This window comes from Desulforhabdus sp. TSK (genome assembly GCF_022836495.1).
Taxonomy (GTDB): Bacteria; Desulfobacterota; Syntrophobacteria; order Syntrophobacterales; family Syntrophobacteraceae; genus Desulforhabdus.
In genome coordinates, this window is the sequence record NZ_BQXM01000001.1 from 177,722 (window position 1) to 195,909 (window position 18,188).

Below are 18,188 nucleotides of genomic sequence, written 5' to 3' on the forward strand. Positions count from 1 at the left end.
CAACAGCTTGTTGGACAATTTGCCCGGCTCCATCGGGCATTTGTGCCACAGGTTGTGGCACAAATCATCGACTTCATAAAAGTGCAGCAGCCTGTTGCACTATTTCCAGCCACTCAGACCAGAAAATGTTTATGACCAGCTCCCCCTCCTTCGTGCCTTCGTGTCTTCGTGTGAGCGAACTGCTGGATCAGCACTTCGACACCGCCTTTGCCGCGCCTGACGGCATCGCCAAACTGCGCGAACTGATCTTGACGCTGGCAATGCAGGGCAAGCTGGTGGAGCAGGATCCGAACGACCCGCCCACTTCGGAACTGCTGAAGGAGATCGAGGCGGAAAAAAAGCGGCTGGTGAAGGCAGGCAAAATCAAACAGCCCAAGCCCCTGCCGCCCATCAAACCGGAGGAAGTGCCCTACCAACTGCCGCAGGGGTGGGAGTGGGTTAGGATCAGAGACATTTGCCACGACTGGGGACAAAAAACTCCTGATGCCAATTTTACTTATATTGATGTTGGGGCAATTGACAATAAATTGGGGACAATTGGCGCTGACACACAGCTTCTTGATGCAGCTAACGCGCCGTCACGGGCTCGTAAAATCGTTAAACCCGGTACGGTAATTTATTCGACCGTCCGCCCATATTTGCTGAATATTGCGATTGTCGAAAAAGAATATGATCCTGAGCCCATTGCAAGTACAGCGTTTGCAATCCTCCACCCATATTCATCATTGAGTAACCGGTTTGTCTACCATTACCTGCGATCACCTGCTTTTATTCGTTACGTTGAAAGCACCCAGAAGGGAGTTGCGTATCCAGCAATTAACGACGGCGATTTCTTCTCTAGTTTGTTCCCACTCCCCCCCCTCCTCGAACAACGCCGCATCGTCGCCCGGGTCGACCAGTTGATGGCCCGTTGTGATGCGCTGGAAAAGCTGCGCAAGGAGCGGGAGCAAAAGCGGTTAGCCGTCCACGCCGCCGCCATCAAACAACTGCTCGATGCGCCGGATGGCTCGGCCTGGGACTTTATCCAACAGAACTTCGGCGAACTCTACACCGTCAAGGAAAACGTCGCCGAACTGCGCAAGGCCATCCTTCAACTTGCCGTCATGGGCCGCCTCGTCAAGCAAGATCCCAACGACCCGCCAGCCAGCGAACTGCTGAAAGAGATCGAAGCCGAGAAACAGCGGTTGGTGAAGGCAGGCAAAATCAAGAAGCCCAAGCCCCTGCCGCCCATCAAGCCGGAGGAAATCCCCTACGAACTGCCGCAGGGGTGGGAGTGGGTGCGATTTGGGAAAGTGGCAAGCAACCGACTTGGGAAAATGCTCGATAAATCTAAGAATCGCGGCAACCCAAAACCATATTTGAGAAACACCAATGTTCAATGGCATCAGTTTGCTCTTGATGATGTCAAAGAGATGAAATTCGAAGATGATGAGCTTGATGAATTTCGTGTACTTCCCGGTGACCTCCTCATATGTGAAGGTGGTGAACCCGGTCGCTGCGCAATATGGAGCGATTCAGAGCTAGAAACCTATTTCCAAAAAGCCCTACATAGAGCGAGACCGTTTTCGTGCGTTACTTCTGAGCATCTGCAAGTTTGCCTTACTAACGATGGAGGCAACGGTCAGTTGGCAAAGTATTTCACTGGGGCAACAATCAAGCATTTCCCTGGTGACAAGCTTAATGGGTATGTCATTCCTCTCCCTCCCCTCCCCGAACAACACCGCATCGTCGCCCGGATCGACCAGTTGATGGCCCTGTGCGACACGCTGGACCAGCAGATCGACGCTGCCACCGGCAAACAGACTGAGCTCCTCAATGCCGTGATGGCCGCCGTATGAACGCAAACCCTGATTCACCTTCGTGTCTTCGTGCCTTCGTGTGAGGTAATCCCATGCGTCTGACATCGCGCAATATCTGCCAGTACAAAAACCTCCGGAATTTTTCCCTGAGCTTCGACGGCAGCAGCACGATCGCCTTCAAATTCGATGGTGAAAAGACTACCTTCGCCAAAGAAGTCGTGCCAACCCTCGACGCGGCCTGCTTCGAAGTCTTCCGCCCCATGTTCGAGTTCATCAAATCGAAATGCCCGACCGGTGCGGCAGGTGAGGAAGTTGCGCCATGAGCAAGCCCTCCAACTACCAGCCGCCCTACACCATCACCCTGGGGATCCTGAACCGGGTCGCCGCGATCAGCGAGGGCATCGGGCGGTTGACTGTACTCACCGACCAGGCAAAAGCGTTGCGGCTAAGGCGTATCAATCGCATCCGCACCATTCACGGCTCGCTGGCCATTGAGGGCAATACCCTGAGCGAGGCGCAGATCACCGCGATTCTAGAGGGCAAGCGCGTGATCGCCCCGCCCCGCGAGGTGCAGGAGGTGAAAAACGCCCTCGCCGCCTACGACCGGTTCGATACCTGGAAGCCCGAGACAGAAAAAGACCTGCTGGAAGCCCACCGGATTCTTATGTCCAGCCTGATCGACGAGGCGGGTAGTTACCGGCGCGGCGGCGTGGGGGTGATGGCGGGCCAGGAGGTGATCCACATGGCACCGCCCGCCGACCGAGTGCCGCATCTGATGGCCGACCTGTTCGGTTGGCTGGCCGCCACCGACGCTCACCCGCTCATTGCCGGCTCGGTCTTTCACTACGAGCTCGAATTCATCCACCCCTTCGTCGACGGCAACGGCCGCAAGGGGAGGCTGTGGCAGAGCCTGATTCTGGCTCACTGGAACCCCCTGTTCGCCGATATCCCGGCGGAAAGCCTTATCTTCGAGCAACCAGCCTGAGTACTACCAGGCCCTGCAGGAGAGCACCCACCAGACCGACTCTGCGCCCTTCATCGCCTTCATGCTGCGGATGATCCTCGATAGCGTGACCACCTCGACCCCGGAAGTTGCACAGGAAGTCACCCCGGAAGTCAGATTGCTCTCGGTCCTCACAGGCGAGATGCCCCGCCAACAGCTCAAGGAGGCGCTCGGGCTGAAAGACAATGAGCATTTCCGCAAGGCCTATCTGCTCCCCGCTTTGGAGGCCGGGTTGATTGAAATGACCATCCCCGACAAGCCACGCAGCAGCAAGCAGAAATACCGCCTGACCGACAAGGGCTGCCAGTGGCTGGCACAGCGTGGCGGTGGATAACTTGCGACGAACTCACGGCATGGCTTGTGACAATGTGGAACAACTTGAGCAGGTGCGCTACAGCCGGCGTCAGGCCCACTGGCTTGCCAAACGTTTCCCCAAGGCCAAAGTCTGCGATGTGGAGAGAAGAACTTCGAGGAATTGGGGACATGAAATACTGTCCGGACAAACACCACCGGCGATCGGTTCGTCTGACTGGTTACGATTATTCGCTGAGCGGGGCGTATTTCATCACCATTTGCACACAGAACAGGGAGTGCATCTTTGGGGAGATTGAAGGTGACGCCATGCGGTTGAGTGATGCCGGTCAGATCGCCGTCGATTCATGGGAATGGTTGGCGCGGCAATATGATCATGTTGTTTTGGATGAATGGGAGATGATGCCGAATCATTTACATGCAGTTATTGTAATCACCGACGATTGCAGGGGCGGTTCACAAACAGACGGTTCACAAACAGACGGTTCACAAACAGACGGTTCACGAATGGGCGGTTCACGAATGGGCGGTTCACGAACCGCCCCTACGGAACGCCGTAAACCCCTCGGGCGATTGATTGGGGCATATAAAACGGTATCTACCCAAACGCATCAACGAATTGGTTCACACGCCCGGTGCCCGAATATGGCAACGCAATTATTACTATTACGAGCACATCGTCCGCAACGATGACGAATTGAACCGCGTTCGCCAATACATCATCGAGAACCCGGCGCGGTGGGACGCAGATCGGGAGAATCCGAGGGTGGGAAATGTAACGGTGACTATCAGGAGCAGCAACGAAAAATGAGGGGCCGGAAAAATTTCTACGCCCGCCGACAGTGAAAATGGAACCCACCTGCGGTGAATTTTTGTGCCCGCCGGCGGCGAGAATGGGATCTACTGGCGGTGAAAATCGATGGACGTCGTAGGGGCGGTTCGTGAACCGCCCGTTCGTGAACCGCCCCTGCAATAGGGGTAGAGAACCGTCCCAACGGTAGGGGCCCTTAGCCGCCCCAACGGGAAGGTAGGGAACCACCGCAGCGGTAGCGGGTAATTCAACAACTCGACCTCCTGCCTCCCCCCCTCTCACACAATCCCTTCAACCTTACGAGCTCAGGTGATGCCTCTGGAAATCATAGATTCTCACACCCATTGGGGCCCTTCGGTTGCCCTGCATACTTCCGTCAGCACGGAGGAGCTGCTCCGTCAGGCTGCAGGGTGCGGAGTGGACCGGATTGTCATCTTTCCTTTTCCCTCCCAGGCCCTGGCCGATGAGAGCATCAACGAGGAGGTGCTGAACGAGGCCGCGGCCGTGCCGCAGTTTATCCCGTATTACTATATCCCCGATGATCTGCTTTCGATTCCGCCGGGGAAGGGCTTCTATGGAGGCAAGTGGCACTGGACGCGGGGCGTTTCCGATTGCTCCTCGTGCTATGACGTCCTGGAAGATCCGATCCTTCCGGCGTTTCTCGAAGAGTCGGAGGCTGTCGGTCTGCCGCTGATCGTCGAGGAGGAGCTGGAATTCACCCTGGAGCTTGCGAAGCGGTCCGGAAAGCTCAACCTGATCGTTCCTCACCTGGGCATGCTGGGCGGGGACCCGCTGGATTTCCTCGTTGCCTTCAAAAGGAAGGAGCACATCTTCTTCGATACGGCCCTGGCCCAACCTCGGACGATCCTCCGCTTCGTTCAGGAGCTCGGAGCCGAGAGGGTGCTCTTCGGCTCGGATGTCCCCTTCGGGACGATGTCTGTGGAATTGCGGAAGGTGCTGACCCTGCCCATCAGCGAGCGGGAAAAAGAAGCCATCCTCGGCGGCAATCTCCGCCGTTTGACCGGTATTGCTCCCCTTGCTCTCTGAGGGAGCGGCTCCGTTGTTCTCCCGCGAAGGATGAGCTTTTGCCCACCAGTCGATTTTCTTCCAGTGGATCCTCTACGAGATGGCAGGATCTCAACGAGACGGCGGCAAGGGGGAACCGACCCGCTCTGCGCCGCTCTTTTTCCCCCTCGCTTTGAACGGCCTATAGAGGGGGTCGCCCACGAGCACCATCCGCCAGGACAGGAAGGGGAGGGAGATGGTGTAGCATTCGGAAAGTGTTAGATTTCCTTCCAGCAGGGCTGCGAAGAAGACCTCGGGGACAGGGAAGGCCTGGACATAGGGCTCCGCCACCGGTCCCACGGTGGCCGCCGCACCGTTTTCCAGCATGGACTTGCACCAGACTTGGCTCCCTTCCTGCCTGAGAGTCTGGCATTCCTGGCTCGCAATGTGGTAGCCGACGGAGCCCTGCGCCCAGGTGAAGGCGGGCACGTAGCGAGCCAGGCTGTACCAGCCGCAGTAAAGCGCGGCATCAGGAGCTTCCCCGGGCTGAAACAGCTTCTCCTCCTCGTCAAGAGTCACGGGCATGGCGCCGCTCTTTTTCACGACATCGGCGGCCTTGTGGATCGAGTCGTCGTAGAAGGCATATCCGGAAGGTTTTTCGCTTTTCAGTGCCGGCCATCGCGCGTCGAAATAGGCCTTGCCGGCAAGCCCTTTTTCTTCAGCGGCCAGGCTGTCGTCGATCATCCTCCTGACGACGGCCGGGGAAGGTCCGTCGAGCCTCGCGACCATCAAAACGCGCTTGGGAAGATTGGGGACATCCTTGCCCCTGAAGCCGACGAACGAAGGGTTCGGAAGCCATCCCGAGAGGGGGTAGTCGCCCTCGAGGGCCAGCGTCAGCTCGGAGTCGACGGACGCACTTTCATCGTCCCTGTTGGTTTTCTGGATCTCGGCCTGCATGGATTCGAGGGCTTTCTTGAGGTCTTCCAGTTTTTTTTCGTCGGGGGGCATGATCTTGATTTCCCTCTGTATGGCCCGGCGGCGGAGCTGAAGCCCCCGGATGTGTGCCTTCTCGTCGAGGCTCAGCTTGGGCTCCGTGATGGCGAGGGGTACCCCCTGCATGAGGAGCAGGGCGCGGACGGGTGATCCGCCGGCTTCCCGTTCGTGGAGATGCTTTCTCAAAGGGACGAGTATCTGCGCTTCGTAGTCCGCGCGGGAGCAATGCTCCTTATCGGTGGTGCGGAGCACGACAATGTTGGCTTCGGGAATGTGCCGCTTTGCCATATAATACCGGGCGAGGTCGAGGCTCGCTCGCCCGTTTGCCACCACGAGAATCTCCGACGGTTCCAAGGCCAGGGAATGCGCCGGGAACAGGCATACTGCCGGCAGGCAGAGGAACCACAGGGCAATGAGCCAGGGTGGGCGGTTCATAGATCCTCCTTTGGGCAGAAATGCCCTTGCCGCCAGGGCAAAAGGCAATATTCCCTTTCGTTCCCGGACTGCACTCGATGGGGTCCCACTGACTGTCTAAAAATTCCATTGCTCGTCATTCCGGCAGTCGTTAAGCCGCAATCCAGCCCGGCGAAAAACCTGGATTCAAGCCTAAAGACCGCCGGAATAGCCAAACAAGGCGCATGCCGGGAGCAATTGGCTCATTTGTCAGAAAGCGTCTCACTGGCAGGGCAGCAGGATGGAGAAAGTCGTCCCCTTCCCCTGGGTGCTCTGTACGCTCACCGTGCCATGATGATCCTCGACGATTTTGTTGATGACTGCCAAACCCAAGCCTGTTCCGGTCTTTTTGGTGGTGAAAAAGGGGTTGAAAATCTCCGGCATCAGTTCCGGCTCGATCCCCTTGCCCGTGTCCGCGACTTCGATACAAATCTGGTCCCCCTGGCGGCGCGTTGAAACCGTGATGGACCCCTCGGTCTCCATGGCCTCCATGGCGTTCTTGATCAGGTTGATGAGAACCTGTTTCATCTGGTTGGGGTCGAACTGGCCGGAGGGCACCGAGTCGTCCAGGCTGGTTCGCAGCTGGATCTGCTTTTCTTCGGCCGCCTCCTGCATCATGAACTGGACCTCCCGGACGATCTTATTGAGGTCCGCCTCCTGCTTGACGGGGCAGGCCGGCTGCGTAAAGTCTCTCAGGTCTCCCAGGAAATTCTCCAGGCGCTGGACTTCATCGGTGATGATCTTGAGCTTCTGCCGCGCGCTCCCGGGGAGGTGTGGGTTTCGGTCCAGTTGACGGGCGAATCCACCGATGATCATGAGAGGGTTCTTGATTTCGTGCCGTACGTAAGCAGTCGCTTCTCCCACTGCGGCAAACCTTTCGGAGCGCAGCAGCCGTTCATGGCTCTGACGCAATGCATCGGTCTTCAGTTCCACTTCCCGAGTGAGGCTCTCGTTCCAATTGTAGGATGCGCTGATGAGAAGGCCGCTCATGCCGACAATCAAAACAAAGATGAATCCGGCCATCGTGCCCACCTGGACCTGGAGGCTTTCCACCAGACCGTAGACTTCTTCGAAGGGTGCAGCCACTCCGACTGCCCAAAGGTTGTGGGGGCTGTCTTCCACCTGTATGATCCCACGGACCATCCCCTTGTCGAATCGCACGGGAGTGTACGCCAGCAATTTCTTTATTTTCCCTATCTTTTCACGGTGCCAGCCCGATTCGTACCAGTCGGTCCCTTCTTCACCTTTCAGGATATGATTGACTTGAATGTACTCGAGCCTGTCGAAGGACAGTTTCGTATTGCGCTTCTGGCGAACCTTGATGGAATCCTGGCCCACAAACTCCTGCTCATAGTGGGCGAGGAAAGTCCCGTGCTGATCGATGACCCAGGCGTAGCCGGTCTGCCCCGACTTGACATCTTTCGTCGCCATTTGACTCACGAACGTGGGGTCGAAAATGATTTTCAGGATGCCGGCAAAGGTTTTATTCTGTTCGGGGAAAAGCGAGCTCATGCGATAGAGGGGCGTCATGAGGGCCATGGCCAGGCGTTGCTGTCCGGAAGGGTCGGTGTGCAAGAAGGTTTTCGTAAGAAAGACCATCCCTCGATGCTCCGGGGCTTTCGCCCAATCCACATAGGTCGCATCCAGATTTTGAGCTTCCTGTGGGATGGACTTAAGGGTTTGCCCGTAGGAATGCTCCAGCCGGCCCTGGGAGTTGAAGATACGCATGTCCAAAATGCCGAAAGCCTGCTTGTCCTTGAATTCGAGAGCGCCGTAGGCGCGAAAGTGAGCGATCGTGTCACTTTCGACTTTGTACAAGTCGGCATAACTGGTCAGTTCATTTTCCAGCAGATCAAAATACCCTTCGATGTTGTCGGCGATCTTTCGAGCCAGCATGAGCTGCTGTTCGTTGAACTGTCGGCTGATGATCTGTTCGATTCTCTTGGATGCCCAGTACCACAGGGAAAAAAAGGTCAGGGAAACGAGCAGCGCCACGGTAAGAATGCTCGCCATGATCTTTCGAGGTCGTAATCGGCTCAGCCGCAGGAGAGGGTTCATTGGAGTCCGCTCGCAAAGGTCAGGGTTTGCAGCACCGCCGTTCAGCGCATCGGCAATGCGAGGAGGTCTCTGATCACGATTTTCACTGTGAATCGCCACCAAGAATAGCACAATTCAGGGTCGGTTGTGTGCTTAAAATGATGGCTGGAAGGGTTCCTGCCTTCACGGAGTGCATACGATGTCAACCATGATGCAGAAAAAGTTTTCAGGATGGCAGGGTTCGGATGAACGCGGACATGTCTTTGGCTGGCTCTACAATTTTCATGCCATACCACTGGCAACACAAAAAATGATGATTACCTTCTTGCTAATCTGATCGAAGTTCAATCATATTAATCCCTTATGGGAAAAGAACCTTAGAATTACTTCTAAGGACAACTCAATACATGAGAGTTTGCACCACTCGATTTGTCATTCCGGCGGTCCTTTAGCCGGAATCCACAGAAGAAACTGGGTGCCGGCTTAAAAACAGCCGGCATGACGAGGGGCGATCTGTGGACATATATTAATGAAACCGTCCCGTGTGTCCTGTTGAAAGGCAAAGGGTTGCATTCGACCTTATAGTACCGGTGTCAAGGAGGAAAAGCACATGGCGAAAGCAGTGGGTATAGACTTGGGAACAACCAATTCGGTCGTGGCCATATGGGAGGGTGGGAAAGCTGCGGTGATCCCCAACACGGAGGGAGGACGAACGACCCCGTCCGTGGTGGCCTATACCGAGGATGGGCAGAGGCTGGTGGGGCAGGTGGCGAGGCGGCAGGCCATACTCAATCCTGCCGCCACGGTATATTCAGCCAAGCGTTTTGTGGGTCGCAAATGGGGTGAAGTGGACGCGGAATCCAAAATTGTTTCCTACAAGGTGATTCCCGGCCCCAATGATGCCGTGCGGTTTGACATACGGGGCAAATCCACCGCCCCTGAAGAAGTCTCAGCGCTGGTGCTGCGGAAGCTCGTGGACGACGCCTCTAAGCACCTGGGCGAAAAGGTCACCGAAGCGGTCATCACGGTTCCGGCCTACTTCAACGACGCTCAGAGGCAGGCCACCAAAGATGCGGGAGAGATTGCGGGTCTGAAGGTCCTGCGCATCATCAACGAACCGACGGCGGCGGCTCTCGCCTACGGCCTCGAAACCAAGAAGAACGAAACGATCCTCGTTTTCGACCTGGGGGGCGGGACTTTCGACGTTTCCATCCTGGATGTGGGGGACGGAGTTTGCGAAGTGCGGTCCACTTCGGGGGACACTCACCTGGGAGGGGACGATTTCGACAAGCGCATCGTGGACTGGCTGACGGAAGAATTCAAGCGGGATACGGGCATCGACATCCGGTCGGATCGCCAGGCGCTCCAGCGCCTTTACGAAGGAGCGGAAAAAGCCAAGTGCGAGCTTTCCAGCATGCTGGAAACGAGCATCAACCTCCCCTTCATCACTGCTGACGCGTCGGGACCCAAGCACCTGGCAACGAAGCTCACCCGGGCCAAATTTGAAGACCTCACCCATGACCTGGTGGAGCGCTGCATGAAGCCCGTGGAGCAGGCCCTCGCCGATGCCCGCTTGACCGCGAAGGAACTGGACGAGGTCATCCTGGTGGGGGGATCGACCCGTATTCCCGCCGTGCAGGAACTGGTGAAACGGCTCACGGGAGGCAAGCCGCCCAACATGAGCGTCAATCCCGACGAGGTCGTTGCCGTGGGGGCGGCGGTGCAGGCGGCTGTCCTCAAAGGGCAAATGGAGGATGTCGTGCTCCTGGACGTGACGCCCCTTTCCCTGGGCGTCGAGACACTGGGAGGCGTCATGACCCGGCTCATCGAGCGCAACACCACTATCCCTTCCCGGCGCGAGGAGATCTTTTCCACGGCCGAGGACAACCAGACGGGAGTCGACATTGTCGTGCTGCAGGGAGAACGGGAAATGGCCCAGGATAACCGGGTCCTGGGGCGCTTTCGCCTGGAAGGCATTCGCCCGGCCCCACGCGGACTGCCTCAGATCAAGGTGATTTTCGATATCGATGCCAACGGCATCCTCCATGTGACCGCGCGGGACCAGGAAACGGGTAAGGAGCAGGCGGTGACCATTTCCGAATCCACGAACCTTGCCAAGAACGAAGTGGAGCGCATGATCCGGGATGCCGAAGGGCATCATGCTGAAGACAAAAAGCGCCGTGAAACGGTGGAAGCCAGGAATCAGGCCGACTCCCTGGCCTACCAGCTGGAGCGGACCCTGGGTGATCTGGGCGAAAAGGTTCCCATTCATGAAAAAGCACGCTCGGAAGAGCTCATTGTGGCCACTCGCAAGGCCGTCAAGGACGAAAGCGTGGGGAAGGAACGTTATCAAGAGCTGGCGAGCGACCTTCAGCAGGCGCTCCAGATGATTTCCGCTTCCGTCTACCAGCAAGCGGGAGGGGCTTCGGCCTGGGCTTCACAGTCCTCCACCGCTCATGCTCCAGCCGGTGATGACGTCATCGATGCGGAATTCACCGAGACTTCCCATTAGGGGGCGGCTTGCGGTATAACGTTTCCTGCGACTGAACCGGACCGGATCAATGGATGAGGTAGCTCCGGGGCCTTGCGGGTATGAACGAAAAGATCGAAGAGGACGCGACGAAAAATTATGGCTGTTAAATTCAGAGATTATTACGAAGTTCTGGGGGTCGACCGCACGGCGAAGCAGGAGGAAATCCAGCGGGCCTATCGAAAGCTGGCCCGGAAGTTCCATCCCGATGTGAATAAAGCGCCGGATGCCGAAGACAAATTCAAGGAAATCAACGAAGCCTACGAGGTGCTGAAGGATCCGGAAAAGCGCCAGAAATACGATCAGCTGGGAGCCCATTGGAAGGACGGTCAGGATTTCAGGCCCCCTCCGGGGTGGGAGACTCAATTCGATTTCGGTCGTGGAGCTGGACCGGGCCAGACGGAATTCCACTGGGGTGGCACGGGTGGCTTCAGCGATTTTTTTGAAGCCCTCTTCGGAGGAGCCCGAGGCCGGGGTGGGCCTTTCGGCGGTATGAGAGGCGGAGGGCCGGGGGGAGCCGGCTGGAGCCAGGCCGGTGCCGACCAGGAAGCCACCATTCGCATTTCTCTGGAGGATGCCTTTCAGGGGGCAACGAAGACCATTACGCTTCAAAGCCAGAGCGTCACGCCTGAGGGTCAGCTGTCCGTTCAGTCCAAAAATTACGAAGTGAAGATTCCCAAAGGCATCCAGAACGGTCAGAAGATTCGCCTGGCGGGTCAGGGGGGAGAAGGCATCGGTAGTGGTCCTCGCGGAGACCTCTTTCTCAAGGTCGAAATCGGCCCCCATCCCCTCTATGAGGTAGATGGGCGGGATTTGATCCTGAAGCTGCCCCTCACACCATGGGAAGCCGTGCTGGGAGCAGAGGTGGAAGTCTCCACTCTGTCGGGTCCCGTGACCCTCAAGATCCCGCCGGGGACTCAGAGTGGGCAGAAGCTGCGGCTGAAAGGCAAGGGAATGCCCCATCCCAAGGGGGCTCCCGGTGACCTGTATGTCGTGATCCATATCGTCGTCCCCAAGAAACCGGGAGATCGCGAACGGGAGCTTTTTGAGGAGCTTCAGAAGGTATCCCGCTTCAAGCCGCGGTCATAAGGTTCAGGAGGATTCATCCGCTATGAACGAGCAACAGTACTTTTTGGTCCGGGTGAAGAGAACCGTGGGAGGCTCGCCCTATATCGATCAGTCGGAAGTGGCCTGCCGTTGCGGGATCCATCCTGAGCTCCTGGACCGCTTTGTGAGGCTCGGGCTGATTGACTACGTGGAACGGTCGACAGAGGGGGAAGTCTTTTTCGAGCCCGAGGTGATCCCTCTCATTCGACGAATCTTGCGTCTGCGCAACGAGCTCGGCGTGAATTATGCCGGCATCGGAGTCATCCTGGAGCTCATGTCACGCATCGAGCTCCTGGAAGCTCAGATTCGAAAACTTGAACAGCAACTCTTCAGCGGCGACTGAAGATAAATATAGAATAAAAGGAGATTTCAATATCTTATGGATATGAACAAACTGACCATCAAATCGCAGGAAGCCCTGCAGGCGGCACAAACCAAAGCCATACGCTACGGCCATATGGAAGTGGACGGGGAGCATCTTCTCCTGGCCATGCTGGAGCAGTCCGACGGCTTGGTGCCACGCCTCCTCAAACGCATGGAAGTGCCTGTGGAGGCCGTGCGGGAACGGATTGAACAGGAACTGGAAAAGAAGCCCCGCGTGAGCGGTCCGGGCGTGGAGTCGGGGAAGGTCTATGTCACCCAACGGCTGAACCGCCTCCTGATCAAGGCCGAAGAGGAAGCGCAGCGTCTGAAAGATGAGTACGTTTCCGTCGAGCACATTTTCATCGCTTTCGTCGAGGAGGGAGCTTCCTCTCCGGCGGGAAGAATTCTTAAGGAATTCAATATAAATCGGGACATATTCCTCCAGACCCTGACGGCGGTGCGCGGGCATCAGCGCGTGACGAGTGCTTCGCCCGAAACCACCTATGAAGCCCTTCAGAAATATGGGCGGGACTTGGTGAGTGAAGCCCGGTCGAACAAGCTCGACCCCGTCATCGGCAGGGATTCCGAAATCCGCCGCGTGGTGCGGATACTCAGCCGGAAAACCAAGAACAACCCGGTGCTCATCGGAGAGCCCGGCGTGGGGAAAACGGCCATAGTGGAAGGTCTTGCCCATCGCATCGTGCGGGGGGACGTCCCCGAGGGGTTGAAGGAAAAGACCATCTTCTCCCTCGACATGGGCTCCCTGGTGGCCGGCGCCAAGTTCCGGGGGGAGTTTGAAGAGCGACTCAAGGCTGTCCTGCAGGAAATCAAGGAATCCGAGGGGCGGATTCTTCTCTTCATCGATGAGCTCCACACCATTGTGGGGGCCGGCAAAGCCGAAGGGTCCATGGATGCGGGCAACATGCTCAAGCCCATGCTGGCCCGTGGGGAGCTGCACTGCATCGGCGCCACGACCCTGGATGAATACCGCAAGTACATCGAAAAGGATGCGGCCCTGGAGCGGCGTTTTCAACCCGTGCTGGTGGATCAGCCCACGGTTGAAGACACGGTTTCCATTCTTCGGGGACTCAAGGAACGGTTCGAAGTGCACCACGGGGTGAAAATCCAGGATACGGCCCTGGTGGCTGCGGCGGTTTTGTCCAACCGCTACATTTCCGATCGGTTTCTTCCCGACAAGGCCATCGATCTCGTGGACGAAGCCTGTGCCATGATCCGTACGGAAATCGATTCCATGCCGACGGAGCTGGACGAAGTGACGCGCCGTGTCATGCAGCTCGAAATCGAAGAAGCGGCCCTCAAGAAGGAGAAGGACAAGGCGAGCGTCGAGCGTCTCGAAGCCATTCGCAAGGAGATCGCCGACCTGCGTGGCAAGGCCGACAGCATGAAGGCTCAGTGGGAATCCGAGAAGGAATCCATCAAGAGGGTGCAGGCCCTGCGGGAGGAGATCGAGAAGGTCCGCCATGACGTCGAAGTGGCCGAGCGGCAGTACGACCTCAACAGGGCGGCGGAGCTGCGCCACGGGCGGCTTCCGGAACTGGAAAGGCGGCTCAAGGAAGAAGAGGACAAGCTGACCGCCGATGAGGAAGGCAGCCGCCTGCTGCGGGAGATGGTGACGGAGGAGGAGATCTCGGAGATCGTCTCACGGTGGACGGGCATCCCTGTGACGCGGCTGGTGGAAGGGGAGCGGGAAAAGCTCCTGCGCCTGGACCAAGTCCTCCACAAACGCATCGTGGGTCAGGACGAGGCGGTGCGGCTGGTGGCTGACGCCGTCATTCGAGCGCGCTCGGGCATCAAGGATCCGCGGCGCCCTATCGGATCTTTCATCTTTCTCGGCCCCACGGGTGTGGGAAAGACGGAGCTCGGCAAAACGCTGGCCGAAGCCCTCTTCGATACGGAAGAGAGCGTGGTGCGTATCGACATGAGCGAATACATGGAAAAGCACACGGTCTCGCGCCTCATCGGGGCGCCTCCGGGGTATGTGGGCTACGAGGAAGGCGGGCAGCTCACGGAAGCCGTGCGCCGAAAGCCTTACAGCGTTATCCTCTTTGACGAGATTGAAAAAGCGCATCCGGAGGTCTTCAATGTCCTCCTTCAGATCCTGGACGACGGGCGGCTTACGGATGCTCAGGGCAGGACCGTGGATTTCAAAAATACCGTCATCATCATGACGAGCAACATCGGTTCACCCTACTTGTTGGAAGGACTGACATCGACGGGGGAAATCAAGGAGGACGCACGCAAGAAGGTCATGTCCGAGCTGCGGCGCCAGTTCAGGCCGGAGTTCCTCAACCGCGTGGACGACATCGTGCTCTTCAAGCCCCTCACGCTGGAGGAAATCAAGTCCATCATCGATCTCCTGACGAAGGACCTCTGCAAGCGTTTGAAAGACCGGAGGATCGGCCTGGAAATCACCGATGCGGCCAGGGATTTCATCGCCCAGGCCGGGTATGATCCCGTCTATGGAGCGCGGCCTTTGAAGCGGTACCTCCAGCATGAACTGGAAACCCGCATCGGCCGGGCCCTCCTTTCGGGCGATATCGGCGATGGAGCGACCATTCATGTGGATGTTCAAAACGACCAACTGGTGGTCACCCATACGGGAGGAGAATGACGGACCGGCCGTAATCGCGGGTTCAGGATATTTTTCTCGGAATAGGGTGTACACCAACCCGTCGGGTGGTTGATAAAGAGGTTATGAAAAGGGCCTGTCCAGGAAATGGTCGGCCGGGCTCTCTGGGTGAAAATGCAGGCCGGGATCCTTTCTCGACACAGCCGTGTCGGGTATGGAAGCCCGGCCTGCATTTTTATGGGACGGTATTGACCCACCCTCAGGGCAGCGGGCCTGTCAGAGGTATTCTTCGATCCCCAGCTCTTTCGCCCGCCTTCGGACGCGCTCTACGATGTCCGGGTCCATGACGATGTCGTCGGGCCACGGGCGGTCGTGGTCGTCTTCACGCCCCTTCTTGGTGGCGTCAATGACGATGCGGTTGTCATACTGAATGAGATCGCGTTTGGGGTCAACGTTGTTGAACGCCTTCCACAGGACCAGCGAGGCGTCCTTGAGGTCGATGTTGTCATCATAGAGCACCAGAATGGAGAAGGCTTCGAGATCCCTTTGGTCGAAAAGGCGTTCGGCGAGTTTTCGGCCCGTCGTCTTACCGTCCTTGTGGAGGTTCAGGAGGAGGATGCGGTTGCGGACATTCAGATCCGGGACATAAAAGGACTTCAATAGATCCGAAACATTGTGGAGAGCGCCTTCGATCTTCTCGGAGGGTGGAAGGAGCAACGGCGGCGGTGGCTCCGGGCGATTCCTTTCGCCTTCCAGGCGGTGCGTGGCATCGATGCCAAGCTTGCCGCCGAAGAGGGCTTCAGGGGCGCTATGATCGAGCACATCCAGGATTCCTTCGGAGATGTAAAGATCCGTTCTGAGATCGAGTTCGTTCAAAATCGTTTCCAAAACCTTCCGTGGGTGCTTGAACTCCACGTCGGGGTCCACCAAAACCACGGCCTTGCAGAAGCTCATCTGCCCCTGCCCCCAGATGGCGCTCATGATGCGCCGGGCATGACCCGGATATTCCTTCTGCATGGAGATGACGGTGATGTTGTGGAAGACCCCTTCCCAGGGCATCCAGAAATCCCGTATTTCCGGCAGGACCGTGTTCAACAGCGGCAGGAAGATGCGCTCCGTGGCTTTGGCCAGGTAGCAGTCTTCCATGGGCGGGCGGCCGACGATGGTGGCGGAATAGACGGGCCGACGGCGGTGGGTGAGGGCCGTCACGTGGAAGACGGGGTATTCCCCCACGAGGGAATAATATCCCGTATGGTCTCCAAAAGGTCCTTCGAGGCGGAGTTCATCGGGTTCCACGTAGCCTTCGAGGACAAATTCCGATTCGGCGGGGACTTCCAGGTCCACCGTTAGGCAGCGCACCATGGGGACGGGTTTGCGGCGTATGAAGCCGGCCAGCATCATTTCGTCCACTCCCCGCGGCAAAGGGGCTGTGGCGGCGTACGTGACAGCGGGATCCGTGCCGATGGCGACAGCTACCGGCATGCGTTTTCGGGCTTTCCGATATTCATGGAAATAATGGGACCCGTCCTTATGGATGTGCCAGTGCATGCCCGTCGTGTACCGGTCGAAGACCTGGAGCCGGTACATCCCGGCATTGCGTCTGCCCGTCAGAAGGCTTCGCGTGATGACGACAGGCAGCGTGATGAAAGGACCACCGTCCTGGGGCCAGCAAGTGAGTACGGGGAGGAGGGATAAATCCACTTCGTCTCCACGGTAGACGATTTCCTGGCAGGGCGCGCACTTGAGCTTCCGCGGCAGGAAGCGCAGGAAGTCGAGGCCCATGGGCATCAGCCGCATGACATCTTTCAAGGTCTTGGGCGGCTCGACTTCCACGAACTGGCGCACTCTGGCGGAGAGCGTGTCCAGGTCCGGGACTCCAAAGGCCATACAGATCCGGCGGTCACTGCCGAAGGCATTGGTGAGGACGGGGAAGGGGGATTCAAGGACGTGCTCGAAAAGCAGCGCTTGACCCCCTCCAGGGCTCTTGGAGGCGAGATCGGTAACTTGGGTAATCTCCAGGTCTTTGGAGACGGGGGCTTGAATGCGCTTGAGCTCCCCCGCTTTTTCCAGCGCGGCAATAAATTCCTGAAGATTTCTGTAAGCAGTCTCCATAATGATTGGACCCCCTTTCTAGATGGCGGAACCCTGGGAACGGGGACAAAACACAAAAGAATGACGGGCTGCCGGCTTCCTTGCCCTGGAATGCATCGAGGGGACACCGGCAGGGACTCACGCCTCAGGAACACCAGGTGTCGGCCAGGACGGCCAGGAACAGGAGAACCGAAATGGCGCTGTTGACGTGAAAGAAGGCGAGGTCGATTTTTTCCAGGCGATCGGGTCTCACGAGGCGGTGCTCGAGCACCAGCAGAAGACTGATGACGGCCAGGAATGCCAGGTAGATGGAACTCAAATCAAAAGCGAAATAGACGGCGAGCAGGAATAAAAACGTTGCCAGGTGCAATCCCGCGGCAACCTGGAAGGCGCGATGCACACCCCAGCGGGACGGGATGGAAAAGAGGTTTTGCTCCCGGTCGAAATCCACATCCTGGCAGGCATAGAGGATGTCAAATCCCGCAATGTAGGTCATGAGGGCCAGGGAGAGGAGTACGATTCCAAGGGACCATGTGCCTGTGATGGCGATCCAGGTTGCCAGGGGCGAGAGGCCGATGGCGAAGCCCAGGAAAAGGTGTGAAAATGAGGTGAAGCGCTTGGTGTAGGAGTAAAAAAATAGGACAAAGAGTAGCGGCAGAGAGAGCTTGAGGCAGAGGGGACCCAGGAGGGCGGCGAACACGATGAACAGGCCCGAGGAAACGGCGATGAAAATGAGAACGGATCGCTTGTCGATCTTTCCCGCCGTAAGAGGCCGATCGATCGTGCGCGGGTTGCGGCGGTCGTATTCGTAGTCGGCGAATCGGTTGAAGCCCATGGCGGCGGAACGGGCCGCAGCCATGGCCAGCACGATGCACCCCAAAGTGAGCCATGAGACCGGATGCTGACGGTTGGCCAGGAGAACGGCGGCAAGGGCAAAGGGAAGGGCAAATATGGTGTGACTGAATTTGATCAGCCGGCCATAAGTCTGGACCCGCTCCAACCACATGGCTACTCCTCGTGCCTTTCGACTTTCGACTGTGTTACTGAGAACGCCTCCCCGGGATGGGCAAGGCCGGAGCATAAACTCCTGGTTA

Annotated in this window: 13 protein-coding genes and 1 pseudogene; 10 read left to right on the forward strand and 4 right to left on the reverse strand. The window is 57.6% G+C overall.

Annotated features, from left to right (window positions below; genetic code table 11):
* Positions 1-131 precede the first annotated feature (131 nt).
* The 5 genes and pseudogenes from MWC30_RS00865 to MWC30_RS00890 all read left to right on the forward strand — a co-directional run bounded on the left by MWC30_RS00865 (position 132) and on the right by MWC30_RS00890 (position 4,972).
* On the forward strand, positions 132-1,838 hold the full coding sequence (locus tag MWC30_RS00865) for a restriction endonuclease subunit S (protein WP_244082252.1): 1,707 nt from the start codon (positions 132-134) through the stop codon (positions 1,836-1,838).
* A 53-nt stretch (positions 1,839-1,891) separates the two neighbouring features.
* Entirely contained in the window at positions 1,892-2,122 is a 231-nt protein-coding gene (locus MWC30_RS00870) for a hypothetical protein (RefSeq protein WP_244082253.1), read from the forward strand.
* Positions 2,119-3,136: pseudogene (locus MWC30_RS00875) on the forward strand (Fic family protein). Before MWC30_RS00870 ends, MWC30_RS00875 begins: the two are co-directional and overlap by 4 nt.
* Positions 3,137-3,285: 149 nt before the next feature.
* On the forward strand, positions 3,286-3,807 hold the full coding sequence (locus MWC30_RS00885) for a transposase (RefSeq protein WP_244082256.1): 522 nt from the start codon (positions 3,286-3,288) through the stop codon (positions 3,805-3,807).
* A 430-nt stretch (positions 3,808-4,237) separates the two neighbouring features.
* Positions 4,238-4,972 carry an amidohydrolase family protein gene (locus MWC30_RS00890; RefSeq protein WP_244082257.1) on the forward strand — a complete coding sequence of 245 codons (735 nt, stop codon included), beginning with the start codon at positions 4,238-4,240 and terminating at the stop codon, positions 4,970-4,972.
* Between the two features lie 90 nt (positions 4,973-5,062).
* Here MWC30_RS00890 and MWC30_RS00895 read toward each other — a convergent pair whose 3' ends face one another.
* Complete coding sequence (locus MWC30_RS00895; protein ID WP_244082258.1) at positions 5,063-6,358, reverse strand: TIGR03790 family protein; 1,296 nt, start codon at positions 6,356-6,358, stop codon at positions 5,063-5,065.
* A gap of 240 nt (positions 6,359-6,598) precedes the next feature.
* A complete protein-coding gene (locus tag MWC30_RS00900; RefSeq protein WP_244082259.1) occupies positions 6,599-8,389 on the reverse strand; it encodes a PAS domain-containing sensor histidine kinase in 1,791 nt (596 codons plus the stop codon).
* Positions 8,390-8,612: 223 nt separating this feature from the next.
* On the opposite strand from MWC30_RS00900, the gene MWC30_RS00905 reads away from it, so the two are divergent.
* The 5 genes from MWC30_RS00905 (at position 8,613) to clpB (ending at position 15,045) form a co-directional block, all read left to right on the forward strand.
* A complete protein-coding gene (locus MWC30_RS00905; RefSeq protein WP_244082260.1) occupies positions 8,613-8,750 on the forward strand; it encodes a hypothetical protein in 138 nt (45 codons plus the stop codon).
* 273 nt (positions 8,751-9,023) lie between these two features.
* A complete protein-coding gene (gene dnaK, locus MWC30_RS00910; RefSeq protein WP_244082261.1) occupies positions 9,024-10,925 on the forward strand; it encodes a molecular chaperone DnaK in 1,902 nt (633 codons plus the stop codon).
* 117 nt (positions 10,926-11,042) lie between these two features.
* Entirely contained in the window at positions 11,043-12,032 is a 990-nt protein-coding gene (locus tag MWC30_RS00915; protein ID WP_244082262.1) for a DnaJ C-terminal domain-containing protein, read from the forward strand.
* A gap of 22 nt (positions 12,033-12,054) precedes the next feature.
* The gene (locus MWC30_RS00920) at positions 12,055-12,393 is read left to right on the forward strand and encodes a chaperone modulator CbpM (RefSeq protein WP_244082263.1); all 339 of its coding nucleotides are present in this window, start codon (positions 12,055-12,057) and stop codon (positions 12,391-12,393) included.
* Positions 12,394-12,429: 36 nt separating this feature from the next.
* Complete coding sequence (gene clpB, locus MWC30_RS00925; RefSeq protein WP_254006153.1) at positions 12,430-15,045, forward strand: ATP-dependent chaperone ClpB; 2,616 nt, start codon at positions 12,430-12,432, stop codon at positions 15,043-15,045.
* A 234-nt stretch (positions 15,046-15,279) separates the two neighbouring features.
* On the opposite strand, the gene MWC30_RS00930 is transcribed toward clpB, so the two are convergent.
* Both MWC30_RS00930 and MWC30_RS00935 read right to left on the reverse strand, forming a co-directional pair.
* The gene (locus tag MWC30_RS00930; protein WP_244082264.1) at positions 15,280-17,115 is read right to left on the reverse strand and encodes a menaquinone biosynthesis decarboxylase; all 1,836 of its coding nucleotides are present in this window, start codon (positions 17,113-17,115) and stop codon (positions 15,280-15,282) included.
* Between the two features lie 124 nt (positions 17,116-17,239).
* Positions 17,240-18,100: a UbiA-like polyprenyltransferase gene (locus MWC30_RS00935; RefSeq protein WP_244082265.1), complete on the reverse strand. Its 861-nt coding sequence runs from the start codon at positions 18,098-18,100 to the stop codon at positions 17,240-17,242.
* Positions 18,101-18,188: the final 88 nt, after the last annotated feature.

Excerpts from the sequence above, each read along its gene's own strand:
- MWC30_RS00865 (WP_244082252.1), top strand. The coding sequence starts at position 132 with ATGACCAGCTCCCCCTCCTTCGTGCCTTCGTGTCTTCGTGTGAGCGAA.
- MWC30_RS00870 (WP_244082253.1), top strand. The coding sequence starts at position 1,892 with ATGCGTCTGACATCGCGCAATATCTGCCAGTACAAAAACCTCCGGAAT.
- MWC30_RS00885 (WP_244082256.1), top strand. The coding sequence starts at position 3,286 with ATGAAATACTGTCCGGACAAACACCACCGGCGATCGGTTCGTCTGACT.
- MWC30_RS00890 (WP_244082257.1), top strand. The coding sequence starts at position 4,238 with ATGCCTCTGGAAATCATAGATTCTCACACCCATTGGGGCCCTTCGGTT.
- MWC30_RS00895 (WP_244082258.1), bottom strand. The coding sequence starts at position 6,358 with ATGAACCGCCCACCCTGGCTCATTGCCCTGTGGTTCCTCTGCCTGCCG.
- MWC30_RS00900 (WP_244082259.1), bottom strand. The coding sequence starts at position 8,389 with ATGGCGAGCATTCTTACCGTGGCGCTGCTCGTTTCCCTGACCTTTTTT.
- MWC30_RS00905 (WP_244082260.1), top strand. The coding sequence starts at position 8,613 with ATGTCAACCATGATGCAGAAAAAGTTTTCAGGATGGCAGGGTTCGGAT.
- dnaK (WP_244082261.1), top strand. The coding sequence starts at position 9,024 with ATGGCGAAAGCAGTGGGTATAGACTTGGGAACAACCAATTCGGTCGTG.
- MWC30_RS00915 (WP_244082262.1), top strand. The coding sequence starts at position 11,043 with ATGGCTGTTAAATTCAGAGATTATTACGAAGTTCTGGGGGTCGACCGC.
- MWC30_RS00920 (WP_244082263.1), top strand. The coding sequence starts at position 12,055 with ATGAACGAGCAACAGTACTTTTTGGTCCGGGTGAAGAGAACCGTGGGA.
- clpB (WP_254006153.1), top strand. The coding sequence starts at position 12,430 with ATGGATATGAACAAACTGACCATCAAATCGCAGGAAGCCCTGCAGGCG.
- MWC30_RS00930 (WP_244082264.1), bottom strand. The coding sequence starts at position 17,115 with ATGGAGACTGCTTACAGAAATCTTCAGGAATTTATTGCCGCGCTGGAA.
- MWC30_RS00935 (WP_244082265.1), bottom strand. The coding sequence starts at position 18,100 with ATGTGGTTGGAGCGGGTCCAGACTTATGGCCGGCTGATCAAATTCAGT.